Annotated in this window: 12 protein-coding genes and 2 other annotated features; of the genes, 10 read left to right on the forward strand and 2 right to left on the reverse strand. The window is 50.6% G+C overall.

What is annotated here, in order from left to right; genetic code table 11:
- The first annotated feature begins 41 nt into the window (after positions 1-41).
- Together KNO69_RS00675 and KNO69_RS00680 are read left to right on the forward strand one after the other, a co-directional pair.
- Positions 42-554 (forward strand): glycerol-3-phosphate acyltransferase, encoded by a 513-nt coding sequence (locus KNO69_RS00675; RefSeq protein WP_214815334.1) that lies wholly within the window; start codon positions 42-44, stop codon positions 552-554.
- Positions 551-2,134, forward strand: a complete 1,584-nt coding sequence (locus KNO69_RS00680) for a GNAT family N-acetyltransferase (protein WP_214815336.1) — start codon at positions 551-553, stop codon at positions 2,132-2,134. Before KNO69_RS00675 ends, KNO69_RS00680 begins: the two co-directional genes overlap by 4 nt.
- On the opposite strand, the gene KNO69_RS00685 is transcribed toward KNO69_RS00680, so the two are convergent.
- Positions 2,073-3,710: an ABC1 kinase family protein gene (locus tag KNO69_RS00685; RefSeq protein WP_214815338.1), complete on the reverse strand. Its 1,638-nt coding sequence runs from the start codon at positions 3,708-3,710 to the stop codon at positions 2,073-2,075. The two genes, KNO69_RS00680 and KNO69_RS00685, sit on opposite strands and share 62 nt — an antisense overlap.
- A 93-nt stretch (positions 3,711-3,803) precedes the next feature.
- Here KNO69_RS00685 and KNO69_RS00690 point away from each other — a divergent pair, with 93 nt between their 5' ends.
- The 3 genes from KNO69_RS00690 to KNO69_RS00700 all read left to right on the forward strand — a co-directional run bounded on the left by KNO69_RS00690 (position 3,804) and on the right by KNO69_RS00700 (position 6,705).
- The gene (locus KNO69_RS00690; protein WP_012727503.1) at positions 3,804-4,409 is read left to right on the forward strand and encodes a trimeric intracellular cation channel family protein; all 606 of its coding nucleotides are present in this window, start codon (positions 3,804-3,806) and stop codon (positions 4,407-4,409) included.
- 12 nt (positions 4,410-4,421) lie between these two features.
- The gene (locus KNO69_RS00695; protein ID WP_074035530.1) at positions 4,422-4,787 is read left to right on the forward strand and encodes a DUF423 domain-containing protein; all 366 of its coding nucleotides are present in this window, start codon (positions 4,422-4,424) and stop codon (positions 4,785-4,787) included.
- Between the two features lie 421 nt (positions 4,788-5,208).
- Entirely contained in the window at positions 5,209-6,705 is a 1,497-nt protein-coding gene (locus tag KNO69_RS00700) for a murein hydrolase activator EnvC family protein (RefSeq protein ID WP_214815340.1), read from the forward strand.
- An 83-nt stretch (positions 6,706-6,788) separates the two neighbouring features.
- Here KNO69_RS00700 and KNO69_RS00705 read toward each other — a convergent pair whose 3' ends face one another.
- Positions 6,789-8,150 (reverse strand): amino acid permease, encoded by a 1,362-nt coding sequence (locus KNO69_RS00705; protein WP_214815341.1) that lies wholly within the window; start codon positions 8,148-8,150, stop codon positions 6,789-6,791.
- A 194-nt stretch (positions 8,151-8,344) separates the two neighbouring features.
- Positions 8,345-8,573, forward strand: a binding site (T-box leader).
- Between the two features lie 48 nt (positions 8,574-8,621).
- Positions 8,622-8,849 (forward strand) — a binding site (T-box leader).
- Between the two features lie 55 nt (positions 8,850-8,904).
- Here KNO69_RS00705 and trpD point away from each other — a divergent pair.
- Genes trpD through trpA form a run of 5 tightly spaced genes read left to right on the forward strand, consistent with a single transcriptional unit; the run spans position 8,905 to position 13,130 of the window.
- Positions 8,905-9,894 carry an anthranilate phosphoribosyltransferase gene (gene trpD, locus KNO69_RS00710; RefSeq protein ID WP_214730198.1) on the forward strand — a complete coding sequence of 330 codons (990 nt, stop codon included), beginning with the start codon at positions 8,905-8,907 and terminating at the stop codon, positions 9,892-9,894.
- The gene (trpC, locus tag KNO69_RS00715; protein ID WP_214815343.1) at positions 9,891-10,652 is read left to right on the forward strand and encodes an indole-3-glycerol phosphate synthase TrpC; all 762 of its coding nucleotides are present in this window, start codon (positions 9,891-9,893) and stop codon (positions 10,650-10,652) included. Before trpD ends, trpC begins: the two co-directional genes overlap by 4 nt.
- Complete coding sequence (locus KNO69_RS00720) at positions 10,628-11,182, forward strand: phosphoribosylanthranilate isomerase (protein WP_078147756.1); 555 nt, start codon at positions 10,628-10,630, stop codon at positions 11,180-11,182. The genes trpC and KNO69_RS00720 overlap by 25 nt, the downstream gene beginning before the upstream one ends.
- Entirely contained in the window at positions 11,179-12,366 is a 1,188-nt protein-coding gene (trpB, locus tag KNO69_RS00725) for a tryptophan synthase subunit beta (RefSeq protein ID WP_214730200.1), read from the forward strand. Before KNO69_RS00720 ends, trpB begins: the two co-directional genes overlap by 4 nt.
- The gene (trpA, locus tag KNO69_RS00730; RefSeq protein ID WP_078147754.1) at positions 12,363-13,130 is read left to right on the forward strand and encodes a tryptophan synthase subunit alpha; all 768 of its coding nucleotides are present in this window, start codon (positions 12,363-12,365) and stop codon (positions 13,128-13,130) included. Before trpB ends, trpA begins: the two co-directional genes overlap by 4 nt.
- The last annotated feature ends 36 nt before the right edge of the window (positions 13,131-13,166 follow it).

A 13,166-nucleotide genomic window follows, 5' to 3' on the forward strand; every position in this document is an offset into this window, starting at 1 on the left:
TTCTGAAACGCACACAAATTTCCAAAAAATGAGGGGATACTATGTGGATCATCATCATAGGCTATTTAGTCGGAAGTCTGCTCGGGGGCAGACTGTATGGGGTGCTAAGTGGACATGATTTAGCGACAACTGGTTCGAAGAATACCGGTGCACGCAATGCACATCGCATCGGTGGAGTGAAGGCGTTTCTCATCGTCTATGGATTCGACGTGCTCAAGACGATTCTCGTCCTACAGATGAGCGGACCGTATTTTTGGGAGACGGCGTTCGCACTCACGCTCGGGCATATTTATCCATTTTGGCGAATCCATGCGGGTGGGAAGGGATATGCCGTTTTTTCTGGAATCATATGGGCATATGACCCGTGGTGGTTTATTGGGGGTCTTGTTATCTTGTTACTCTTAATCAAATTAACAGGGAACTCTCGCGAGACGGGACTGGTCATGCTCATTTTACTTCCGCTCGCTGCACTTTGGGATGTCGAAAATGTCATCTGGGCCACGCTGATTACGATTCTTATCATCTATCATCATGTGAAGGAGGAAAAGGCATGATTATGTACCGAAAAGCCGAAATATCAGATTTTGAAGCGATACATCGGTTGAACTACGAAACATTCGTCGAAGAGATTCCGCAACATCCACCGAATCCGGAGCGACGACTCGTCGACAAGTTTCACGAAGAGAATACATATTGGATCGGGGAAGCGGACGGTGAAGTGATTGCCATGTGTGCGTTACGTGGCAAACGGCCATTTTCATTGGAACAAAAGGGTGTGTGCATTCCTGAAGGGGATTGGATCGAGATTCGTCTGCTCGCTGTGACTAAACCCTATCGGCGCAATCGGACGTTCGCTGGATTGATGCGCGCGGTCATCGACGATGCGACAGAGCGTGATGTTGATGGCATCGTCATCAGTGGAACGACACGTGAACAAGTGCTCTATCGTCGATTTGGGTTTGTCCCATTTGCGGATCCAATCGGTCCTGAGGAAGCACGATATGTGCCGATGGTGTTAACGCGTTCGGCTTTTTATGAATCCAAATCAGCGTCGATTCTACGCCCGAAAAGTTTACTAGCAGGACCCGTTGAATGTTCGGACCGCGTGAGAGAACGACTCTCCATGCAGCCGCGCCCACATCGTTCAAATGAGACGGGACGAGTGCTTGAAGCGGTACAACGAAAACTGGCGGAACGAATCGGACTCCCGCATGTCTATACGCTTCTTGGAAGTGGGACGGTCGCCAATGATGCGGTCGCGGCTCGATTGGACGGACACGGGCTCATATTCAATGCGGGTGAATTTGGAGAACGTTTGATTGACCATGCCCGGCGTGTCGGTCTGTCTTTTGACGTGGTCGCAGTGGACCAAGAGGGGCAGTGGGATATTTCTCAACTCGAGCGCATTGCACCAGACTGGGTATGGACGGTTCATTGCGAGACATCGTTAGGGATTTTCATCAATCTCGACCCGCTCCATACATGGCAAGGCGTTGTCGCCATTGATGCGATCAGTGCCGCCGGAACGCTCGTTTATGACTATTCATTTGCGGACTACGTGACCTTCTCTTCAGGAAAGGCGTTACGGAACGCCCCGGGTCTCGCGTTCGTCGCAATGAAGCATCCGGCGATTGCGACACCACATACAGCGCGCTATTTGGATCTATCCCTCTATCAACCGATTGCCTTCACACAATCGGAACCGCTTCTCTCAGCGATGGCGATCGCGCTGGATGAGTTGACAGAAGAAGAAGTCGTTTCGCATTCTGTGAAGATGAATACGTTGCTTAATGCCTTACAAGAGAACGGTTTATCGGTCGATGTGTGTCCCGCCCAATCACCTGGCATCATCACGATTCCAGTTCCGTGCGAGCTATCCTCGGTCGAGCTCGGGCGCCAACTGTCGTATCAAGGCTATCTCGTTCAGTATGAGAGTAACTATTTGAAACGGGCGAACGTCATTCAAGTATCGACCATGGGTTGGACGACACCTCGCATGATGCGTGACGTCGGTGCTTATATCGCACAATGGATTCGACAAAAAACCGCCACTTCTGAAAGTGACGGTTCGCTTATACTCGAAAGTCTTGGCGTGCCAAATGACGAATCTTTCGTCCGAGGCGTCTCCAATTGAAATAAGCTAAAACGGAGACGACGCCACCTGACCAAAAGAGCCATTCATCCGGTCGGATATAACCGAGTAGCCCGACGAGCAGGCCGAGCAAGATGACGATGGCATTGAACGTCTGGCGGTGCAAGAGTTCCTTGGATTCTAGGGTTCGTTGGAACATGGCTTGCTCCGACAGGCGTTTTCGTGTCGGTTCTTTTAAGTAATTATCGAGAAGCGGAGGAACGTTTAACAGTTTCTTCGCATAGTTGATTCCGGTCTTCACGTAACGATTTTGAAGCGTTGTCCCGTCCTCCTCGAGCCATTCGATGACAATCGGTTTCCCGAGTGTGAACAGGTCGATTTTTGGGTCGAGGATTTGCAGGATCCCGAGTAAGGTCGAAGCGGCACGACCGAAGAAGGCAAATTCTGCCGGGAGCTGAATCGGTTCGTTTTTGACGAGCAATTGAATGTCCTGTAACACCTTCTCAATCAACTTCGTATCGACGGTGTCGATGTCTGTTTCTAAGTAGAAGGTGACCGCCTTCTCTAGCGCTTGGCGAATATTTTGTTTGTTCGCCGTCGGTAAGAGGAATCGCAAGTCTTCTAATCCATCGACGATGCTATCATAGTCGAGCGAGATGAATGCCTGTAAGATATTCCGAATCGTGGCCATGTCTTGCGCCGTTGTTTGTCCGACCATACCGAAATCGAGTAAGATGATGGTGCCATCGGCTCGAATTTGGACGTTTCCGGGGTGTGGATCGGCATGGAACTGCCCACCAAACAATAGCTGTTCGGCAGCGAGTGTGAAGAGTCGTTCAGCTAGGGCGGAACGGTCGATTCCATTTTCTTTTAAAAAGGCGAGGTCGGTGATTCGGCGTGCGTCGACCCAGTCCATCGTCAAGACGCGGTTCGTACAGAGATGTTCGTGATAGTCCGGGATATAAATGTCTCGGTTGTCGGCGTATTTGGCTTTAAAATACAGGGCGTTTTTTAATTCAGTTTGGAAATTTAGTTCATCCCCGATGACAAAAATCATTTGGCGATATAAGCTATCTAAGTCGGTTGATTTAGCGAGGGATGTCCGCTTTAACATCGACGTGACAATCCGCATCGCACGGAAGTCGGTTCGGATGATTTTTTCGATATTCGGACGCTGGATTTTGATGGCGACCCGTTTGCCGTTTTCGAGCAGCGTGGCACCATATACTTCCCCGATGGAAGCCGAGGCGACGGCGTCGATGCCGACGTCCTTGACGATTTGGGTATATGGGACGCCCCATTCTGCCTCTAGAATCGCGCGCGACTTCTCCCAACCAGACGTCGGGACACGGTCGACGAGCTCTGACAGCTCGTTCAAGACGGCGGGTGGCAATAAGTCTGCACGAATTGATAAGAATTGTCCGAGTTTGATTAACAAGCCCTCGAGTCGTAGCGCGTTACGCTTATACTCACGCGCGAGCTTGAGCATGAGTGCTTCATATTCTTCTGTTGTGGCGACGCCTTGTTGTTGTTTGCGTGAAAAGGCGTACAGCCGAATGATGAATCGGGCGAACATGGTGACGATAATCCATATGCGGAACAAAGCGATACGTTTCATTGTAATACCGACATCCTTTACGACAGTCGCACGACTGACCTGAATTTTTGTAACTATACTTTACCATACAATGCGTTGAAGAAAGGGCCAGGGATGTTCATGGAGTGGGAATTGCTCAACGTCGTCGGAACGATTGCGTTCGCGGCGAGCGGAGCCATCATTGCGATGGATGAAAAATACGATATTTTTGGGGTGTGGCTATTGGCGTTTATCACTGCCTTCGGAGGTGGCGCGATCCGAAACGTCCTGTTAGGAAACCCCGTCAGCTTAATTTGGCAACAGAATGATTTATTTATTTTATGTTTTCTTGTCGCACTCCTCATCTTCCTGCTACCGAGTGTCGTATTGCCACATTGGGAACGCTGGGGTGTCATTGTCGACGCCATTGGTCTCGTCGCGTTTGCCTTTCAAGGGGCACAAGTCGCCATCAAGCTAGATTTGCCATTATCAGCAGCGATTGCGGCAGCTGTCTTGACCGGCGTTGGCGGAGGTGTGGTCCGCGACTTACTAGCCGGACGAAAACCGCTCGTCTTACAATCTGAAGTGTATGCGATTTGGGCGATTCTCATCGCGGTCATCACGTATTACTTCAAGCTCGAAGGCGGTCTTGCTGTGTACGCGCTTTTAATTGTCGTCGCGACACTTCGAGTGATATCCTACTATCGGAAGTGGAATTTACCAGCAAGAAAAGTCAGATAAGGGGGAACGGAAATGAAGATATTATTAATGATCGGTGCCGGATTGATGGCACTCGGTGTGGCACTTGGTGCATTCGGCGCCCATGCGCTAAAAGAGAGATTGGCGCCAAACATGTTGGCAAACTGGCAGACAGGTGTGCTCTACCATATGGTGCACGCGCTTGGAATCATTGGGATTGCAGCGCTCCTCATGCGCGTGAGCATCAGCCAGTTCAACGTGGCCGGTTGGCTCATGTTTGCGGGGATCGTCTTCTTCTCAGGAAGCTTGTACGTCATGGCATTGACGGGAATTACAAAACTCGGAGCCGTGACACCGATTGGCGGCGTGTTATTCATCGCTGCCTGGATTTTTGTCATCGTCGGTGCGATGAAACTATAACTTGAGAATCCATTTATTCGATATCCATGCCTTTGCTCATGTTCACATGCAGCGACGGAATGGATTTTTTTGATGAGTCATCCCATTAATTGGAAAAGGGATATATAGCCCTATTCGCTTATTATTTTAAAATAAGGTAAAACGTTCTCTATTTACATAAAACATTACAGAAAGATGTCAAAACGAACAGTCTGAAAAGGTATTGGTAAATAATAAGTTCTATGCATTCATTGTCCGAACCTTTGTTCTTGCGTAATAAAATTGAAATATAACTTTAACAGGAAAATATCTATCAGTTAGATATAATTAGTCGTGTTGAAACTCAACCAAATGATCGTTTTTGTTACATACTGAAACGGCTTTAAATATGTAGTGTATTAGGTACTCACGTTTGTCATTTAAGAAAGGATGTACCCCATTCATGAATTGGAAACGCACAGTCTCGACGTTGACGCTCGGTGTGATGCTCATCAGCACACATACAGTTGCGGATGCATCGACTTCGATTAAAGAGAAGCAAGAACAACAACAAAAAGTAAAAGAAAAGCGCGACAGTGTGAAAAAAGACCAGTCAGAAACATCTTCAAAAATTGAAGGAAACAAGGAAGAGATTTCAAAAGTTCAGGCTGAGGTCAACAAAATGGACGCACAATTGCAAGACATCATCAATGATGTCGCCATGAAACGCCAAGAAATCAAGCGCACCGAGATGAAGATCGAGGATCTTGAAGCCGACATTAAAGATTACCAAGAAAAAATGAAGGCGCAAGAAGCGATGATGAAAGAGCGTATGGCCACGATGCAAAAGAACGGTGGCGGTTCAATCAACTGGGCTGAGTTCATCTTCGGTTCAAAAAATCTCTCTGATCTCGTGACACGTATGATCACAGCTGGAACGATTCAGCGTAGTGACCAAGAGTTGTTTGATGACTATGAAGCGACACAGCGTTCGTTGAAAGAAGCGCAGGCTGACTTGAAAGCAGAGCGTGCTTCACTTCTTGAACAACAAAAAGCACTCGAAGTGCGTCAAGCCGAGCTTGAGAAGAAAATGAAGCAACGTGAAAAACGCATCAAAGAGCTTGAAGAGAAGAACATCAAGTTCGAATCGCAAATCTTTGACCTTCAAGAGATTGAAGCAACATTAGTCGCTCAAGAACAGGCAATCGCGGCTGAAATCGAAGCGCAGCGTCGGGAAGAAGAGGAAGCCCGTCGTCGTGCGGAAGAAGCAGCTCGTCAAGAGGCGGCACGTAAGGCGGAAGAAGCCCGCCAAGCAGAAGCTGCACGTCAAGCTGAGGCTGCCCGTCAGGCAGAGGCAGAACGAGAAGCGGAAGCAGCTCGTCAAGCTGCTCAACAAAAGCAAGACAATAAATCCAATACCCCGTCTTCGTCGTCTTCAAACAACACGGCGGCATCAACGCCAGCTCCAAAACCGGCACCGGCTCCAACGCCAGCTCCGAAACCAGAGCCAAAACCGGCGCCGACGACATCGACGCCAGCTCCATCTAGTTCGATGTTCATTCAACCGGCTTCAGGACGCTACTCACAAGGATGGGGTCCGGCGAGCGGTGCGTTTGGTTACACGTTCCATAACGGTGTAGACATCGCTGGTCCAACAGGGACACCGATTCGCGCATCTGCGACAGGTACGGTCATTCGTGCAGGTTGGGGTGGCGCATACGGGAACCACGTCATGATCGCACACGTGATCAACGGTCAAGTTTGGACCACGGTCTATGCGCACATGAACTCGGTATCTGTCAGCTCTGGACAGCGTGTGACGCAAGGGTCGAACATCGGGACACTTGGAAACACAGGGAACTCTTCAGGTCCGCACTTGCACTTTGAGATTCATAAAGGCGGCTACTCATACTCGGCAACGAGCGCAGGTAGCACGGTCAACCCGCGTCAGTTCTTCTGATGCATCAACCAGAAAACTCCTTTCGATTGCGAAAGGAGTTTTTGTGCGTAAAAAATCCCTCCGCGATTGCGAAGGGATACTCGTTAGTTGGCTTGTTCGATGTCGCTTGAACGATTTTGGTTTTTACGCATTTGTTCACGCACGTAATAGATAATCGTCAACCCAATCAACCAAGGTACGCCAAACTTCAACAAGATGTTGAAATCCGTGAACCATGTCGTGATCATCAGGCTGAGCAGTAAGACCGCCCCGAGCAATGGGAGGAATGGATACCCCATCATGCGGACAGGGAGTTTTCGTCCGGTCCATTTTTTACGGAAGAACAAGTGGGAGACGAAGACCATGAACCAAGTGAAAATAGCTCCGAACATCGAAATTCCCATCAAGAATGGATACGATGACTCCATGAATACTTGTAGCAAAGCGGCGAGGACGATCCCGCCCGTTGAAACGAGTAGCGCGAACATCGGGATCCCGTTTTTGCTGATTTTTTTGAACGTTTTCGGTGCATCGCCGGCTTCCGCAAGCGAGTACATCATACGTGTCGACGCGTAAAGCTGCGCGTTCATCGCAGACAAGGCGGCGATCAAAATCACAAAGTTGAGGATGCCTGCCGCGAACGGGACATCAAACTGTTCCATGACGAGCACGAACGGACTTTGGTCGATCCCGGCTTGCTGCCATGGGATCAGCATGAGCATGATCGCGAGCGTGACGACATAGAAGAACGTCAAGCGGAACACGGTCGCGCGTAAAGCGCGTGGTACAGCCTGGTCCGGGTCTTTCGCTTCTCCCGCTGTCACAGCGACAAGTTCGGTTCCAAGGAAACTGAAGAGGGAGATGAAAATCGTCACCCACATTCCGTAAAAACCGAACGCGAAGAAGCCTTCGTTTCCTGTCGTGATTGACTCAATCGGTGATTCTGGTTCGCCGAACAATGTGGCGGCACCGAGGACGATGAATAAGATGATGGCAGTTATTTTGATGAAGGATAACCAGTATTCGGTCGTTCCGAACGTGTGAACGTGACGGGCGTTGACGTAAATGAGTAGTCCACCGAAGAGGGCGACCCAAACGAACCCGTTCACATCTGGGAACCAGTAGCGCATGTAGATGGCGATGGCACTGACTTCAACTCCTACAGCCAGTACGTTCGCGACCCAGTAAGAGTAACGGACGAGAAAACCGGCGAGTGGATGAACGTATCGCTCGGCAATCGTTCCGAATGATCCGGATGTTGGATGGGCGACCGTCATTTCGGCGAGAGCTCCCATGAGTAAGAGGACGATGAACGCCCCGATGGCATAGCTGACGAGCACGCTCGGGCCAGCGGTTTGAATCGCGAGACCGCTTCCGAGGAACAGCCCGGTTCCGATGGCGCTCCCGAGGGAAATCATCGTAAGTTGCCGGGTGGACAGCTCGCGCTTTAGTTTATTTGTTTCCAAAATCGATTCTCCTTTAGCTGAGTGAAATGTTGTTGTGGACGACTATAGCAGACGAAAAAAAACAATGTCAATTCGAAAAATCGATGAAGGTTTCTCATTTTTGGATGCACATATAGAGGCAAAGTTTTTATAATTTTTTTATTTGACATGGATTCATCTGCCCTGTATAGTACGAATTAACTTAACTGAAACGAATAAAGGCGTCGACGAAGAGAAGTAACGACGAATCCTGTATGACAGAGAGCTGATGGTTGGTGCGAATCAGTATATGGGACGTCGCGAATGGACTTCTGAGCTCTAAACCGAACTTTGAGTAGGCTTTAGCGGGTTACCCACCGTTATCACGGGGAAGCGGATGATTGTCCGTGAAGTGGGTTCTTTGGAACCAACGAAGGTGGCACCACGGGGTTACTCGTCCTTCTTATAGCGCAGGCTATGAGGAGACGGGTGACCCCTTTTTCGTTTCAATAATATAAATCGAGGATTGAGAAGAGTAGAGCGAGAAGACGTTTCGTCCAGAGAGTCAGGGATGGTGAGATCCTGACCGAGGCGTCCGCGTGAATGGGCTCATGAGAGCATGGCTGAAGAGAGTAGGTCGTGACGGTTTCCCCCGTTATCGGGATACGATGTGATTGCATCGGAGAGTGGATTCTTTGGAATCAACGAGAGGTGGCACCGCGGTATTGAACCGTCCTCCATACGACGACTGTCGTATGGAGTTTTTTTATACACATTTTTAGAGGGGGAACAGACGATGATTCAACAATTGGAGACAAACGCATTATCAACAGCAGATATGAAAGTGGCGGCAAGCGAGATGTTCCAAGCGGATGAAGCGCAAATCGAACGAGTACTGCTGGCGATGAAAGAGCGTGGTGAGACAGCAGAAGAGATGGCAGGTCTCGCGGCATACATCCGTGAAGTGGCACAGTTCCCTCAAAGCGATTTACCCGTACTCGATGTTTGTGGTACCGGCGGCGACGGGGCGCATACGTTCAACATCAGTTCGACCGTCGCCTTTGTATTGGCGGGTCTTGGGATTCCGGTCGCCAAGCACGGAAATCGAAGCGTCTCGAGTCGTTCCGGGAGCGCGGACGTCTTAGAGGCACTGAACGTTCCGATCGTGAAGACGGCAGCGGAAGTACATGCTGACTTGAAACGGACGAACTTGAGTTTCCTCTTCGCCCAGCATGTCCATCCGATCATGAAGCATGTCATGCCGGTCCGGAAACGACTCGCGACGGCGACCATCTTCAACCAAATCGGACCGTTAACGAACCCGCTTCGCCCGAAACGACAACTTGTCGGTGTCTATCATCCATCGTTACTCGAGAAGATGGCGACCGCGATGCGTCATCTCGGCGTGGAGCGAGGTATGGTCGTCCATGGAGCAGGTGGACTCGATGAAGCGAGCCTCGCCGGTGTGAACGACGTGTACTTCTTTGATGAGGAACAGACGGCGCGTTATGCGGTCGACCCACGAGATGTCGGCTTGATGCGGGCGCCCCTCGAAGCGCTTCGTGGAGGAACACCAGAAGAGAACGCCGCAACCCTCGTCGCCGTATTGAACGGAGAGACGGGGCCGGCACGCGACGTCGTCTTATTGAACGCAGCACTTGCCCTTTGCACGTATGGCACAACCGCGACGCTTCGTGCAGGAGTAAAAGAGGCAAAACGTAGTATCGATGAAGGACACGCCTTACGGGTATTACAAAACTTACAACGGACGGAGGTCGAAGCATGAGTTATTTAACAAAAATCATCGGAACGAAAATGGAAGAGGTTAGCGGCATGCAGCCCATAGATGTCCCCGTGACGAAACCGATCTCTCTACTACATGTGATGAGCGAGGGATTCCATATCATTTCAGAGATCAAACGGTCGTCCCCCTCGAAAGGAATGATTCGGGAAACGGTCGACGTCGCTAAACGAGCACGTCAATATGAAAAGGCTGGTGCGACGATGATTTCCGTTTTGACAGACACGACATACTTCAACGGTTCGTTTGACGATTTGCGACAAGTTGCCGATGTCGTCACCATCCCGGTGCTCTGTAAAGATTTCATCATCGATGAACGACAACTCGACTATGCGAAGCATTACGGGGCGAGTGTGGCACTTTTGATCGTGGCGGCACTCCATCCGACACGTCTTCAGAAGTTGACGCGATATGCGCGCTCCATCGGTCTCGACGTCTTAGTGGAAGTACATGATGAGGCGGAGTTGCGCATCGCCCTCGAACTTGATGACGTGTTAATCGGCATCAATAACAGAGACTTAAAAACGTTCGAGGTATCCCTCGAAACATCGATTGATTTGATGAAACGCTATCCTGAGGTCACATTCGTCAGCGAGAGCGGGGTCAGTTCGGTCGAGGCGGCTGCGCGTTTACAAGAAGCTGGGGCAAGCGCCATTCTTGTCGGGGAAGCACTCATGCGTGAAGAGAACCCGACCCGGTTACTCGAGGAGTTGAAAACATGTTCGTTAAAATCTGTGGACTAAAAACAAAGGAAGCTGTTGAGGCGGCGGTCGAGGCGGGAGCGGATGCAATCGGGTTTGTCTTCGCCCCGAGTTCCCGTCAAATCGACGTGGCGACTGCGAAGACACTGGCCGCACACATCCCGGAATCGGTTCGAATCGTTGGTGTGTTTTTAAGTCCTTCAATGGAAGAGATTGAGGAAACGTTGAATGTAGGACTGACGGATTTACAAATTCACCATCGGACGCAGTCAATGGAACAACTCCGTATCTTCGGATTGCCCATCATCGATGCGTCGACCGAGGAGACGGCAGATGTACGATTGATGGATCATCCGAATCCGGGAAGTGGACAGGTGTTAGACTGGGGTGCAATCGACCGGCCGCAGCGTCCGTTTTGGCTAGCGGGCGGGCTATCCCCGGAGAATGTGAGACAAGCGATTCAACTCATCCAACCAGACGGCGTCGACGTCTCGAGCGGTGTCGAGACGGACGGTGTGAAAGATATCGAAAAAATTCGTGCGTTCATTCAACGCGCCAAGGAGGAACTATGATGTATGCACAACCAGTGAACGGGAAGTTTGGACAATATGGTGGGAAGTACATTCCAGAGACGCTCATGCAGGCGGTCGAAGAATTAGAGGTCGCTTATGAAGAGGCGAAGCAAGATCCTGAGTTTCAAGAACGATTCTCTTCCTTATTACGTGAATACGTGGGACGTGAGACGCCACTTTATTATGCGTCGAACCTAAGTCGTCGCCTCGGGACGAATGTCTATTTGAAACGTGAAGACTTGAACCATACCGGTGCCCATAAGATCAACAATACGATCGGGCAGGCGCTCCTGGCGAAACGGATGGGGAAACAGAAAGTCGTTGCGGAGACAGGCGCGGGACAACACGGTGTCGCGACGGCAACAGTATGCGCACTACTCGATTTAGAATGTACCATCTTCATGGGTGAGGTCGACGTCGAGCGACAAGCGTTGAACGTGTTTCGGATGGAACTTCTTGGGGCGAAAGTCGTCCCTGTCAAATCAGGAAGTCGCACCTTAAAGGATGCCGTCAATGAAGCGCTCCGTTACTGGGTCAAACATGTCGACGATACGCACTATGTGATGGGTTCTGTTCTCGGACCGCATCCATTTCCGCAGATGGTACGTGATTTCCAAAGCGTGATCGGGACAGAGACACGTGGTCAAATCCTCGAACAGACGGGACGCCTTCCGGATGCCGTCGTCGCTTGTGTCGGCGGAGGGAGCAACGCCATGGGCATGTTCTATCCGTTCTTGAACGATGAGTCGGTCGCGCTCTACGGTGTCGAGGCGGCTGGAAGTGGCATTGATACGGATAAACACGCAGCGACCCTCACAAAAGGGGAAGTCGGTGTCTTACACGGGTCGCTCATGTATGTTTTGCAAGACGCAGCGGGTCAAATCGAGGAAGCGCACTCCATTTCAGCCGGACTCGATTATCCAGGGGTAGGACCGGAGCACAGTTTCTTGAAAGATATTGAGCGGGTGCGCTATGCGGCCGTCACGGATGACGAGGCACTCGATGCGTGTCTCGCACTCAGCCGACAAGAAGGAATCATTCCTGCATTGGAGTCTTCACACGCCCTTGCTTATGCAGAGACGCTCGCGAAGACGATGGGAGAAGACGATACACTGGTGATTTGTTTATCAGGGCGCGGAGACAAAGACGTCCATACAATCCGAGAGAAGGTGGCGACACGATGAAACTAGAGACAGCGATTCGACAGCGAGAAGGAGCGGCGTTCGTTCCGTATATCATGGCCGGTGACGGCGGGATGGACCGGCTCATCCCGACCGTCGTGGAACTAGAACGGATGGGTGCGACGGCGATTGAACTCGGGATCCCCTTCTCTGATCCGGTAGCGGATGGACCGATTATTGAGGCGGCAGGAATGCGCGCGCTTGAAGCAGGTGTGACGCTTGAAATGGTATTGAACCATTTAATAGAAGGAAATGATCAATTTAACGTTCCAATCGTCTTGATGACCTACTTGAATCCAGTGTTTCGGTTCGGGGTCCAACCGTTCTTTGATCGGGCGAACGAATGTGGGGTGAGCGGGGTCATTATTCCTGACCTTCCGTTTGAGGAGAGTCTCCAGTTATTCGCAGATATTAATCGGCATGACGTCGCCGTCATTCCGCTCGTCACGTTGACGAGCAGTGAGGCGCGGACAACGTCCATCTTAGAAAAAGCAGAAGGATTCGTGTATGCGGTCACGCTCAAAGGAACGACCGGGAAAGCGGATGTATTCCCGGACGAGCTTCTCGCCTACTTAACTCGATTGACTGAGCAGTCACGTGTTCCCGTCTTAGCAGGATTCGGAGTCCATCGTCCGGAGCAAGTGCAGACGTTGGGACAAGCGTGTGACGGTGTCGTCGTCGGGAGTTTCATCGTCGAGGCACTTCATGAAGGACGGACAGAAGATGTTGAGACGTTGATTCAATCAGCAAAACACTTACACGCATAAGAAAACCGGCGCTTCAAATGAGGCGCCGGTTATTCG

Origin of the sequence: Exiguobacterium sp. s131, assembly GCF_018617345.1 — a bacterium.
Taxonomy (GTDB): domain Bacteria; phylum Bacillota; class Bacilli; order Exiguobacteriales; family Exiguobacteriaceae; genus Exiguobacterium; species Exiguobacterium profundum.

Excerpts from the sequence above, each read along its gene's own strand:
- trpB (WP_214730200.1), top strand. The coding sequence starts at position 11,179 with ATGATGTATGCACAACCAGTGAACGGGAAGTTTGGACAATATGGTGGG.
- KNO69_RS00720 (WP_078147756.1), top strand. The coding sequence starts at position 10,628 with ATGTTCGTTAAAATCTGTGGACTAAAAACAAAGGAAGCTGTTGAGGCG.
- KNO69_RS00675 (WP_214815334.1), top strand. The coding sequence starts at position 42 with ATGTGGATCATCATCATAGGCTATTTAGTCGGAAGTCTGCTCGGGGGC.
- trpC (WP_214815343.1), top strand. The coding sequence starts at position 9,891 with ATGAGTTATTTAACAAAAATCATCGGAACGAAAATGGAAGAGGTTAGC.
- KNO69_RS00685 (WP_214815338.1), bottom strand. The coding sequence starts at position 3,710 with ATGAAACGTATCGCTTTGTTCCGCATATGGATTATCGTCACCATGTTC.
- KNO69_RS00680 (WP_214815336.1), top strand. The coding sequence starts at position 551 with ATGATTATGTACCGAAAAGCCGAAATATCAGATTTTGAAGCGATACAT.
- KNO69_RS00700 (WP_214815340.1), top strand. The coding sequence starts at position 5,209 with ATGAATTGGAAACGCACAGTCTCGACGTTGACGCTCGGTGTGATGCTC.
- trpD (WP_214730198.1), top strand. The coding sequence starts at position 8,905 with ATGATTCAACAATTGGAGACAAACGCATTATCAACAGCAGATATGAAA.
- KNO69_RS00690 (WP_012727503.1), top strand. The coding sequence starts at position 3,804 with ATGTTCATGGAGTGGGAATTGCTCAACGTCGTCGGAACGATTGCGTTC.
- KNO69_RS00695 (WP_074035530.1), top strand. The coding sequence starts at position 4,422 with ATGAAGATATTATTAATGATCGGTGCCGGATTGATGGCACTCGGTGTG.
- trpA (WP_078147754.1), top strand. The coding sequence starts at position 12,363 with ATGAAACTAGAGACAGCGATTCGACAGCGAGAAGGAGCGGCGTTCGTT.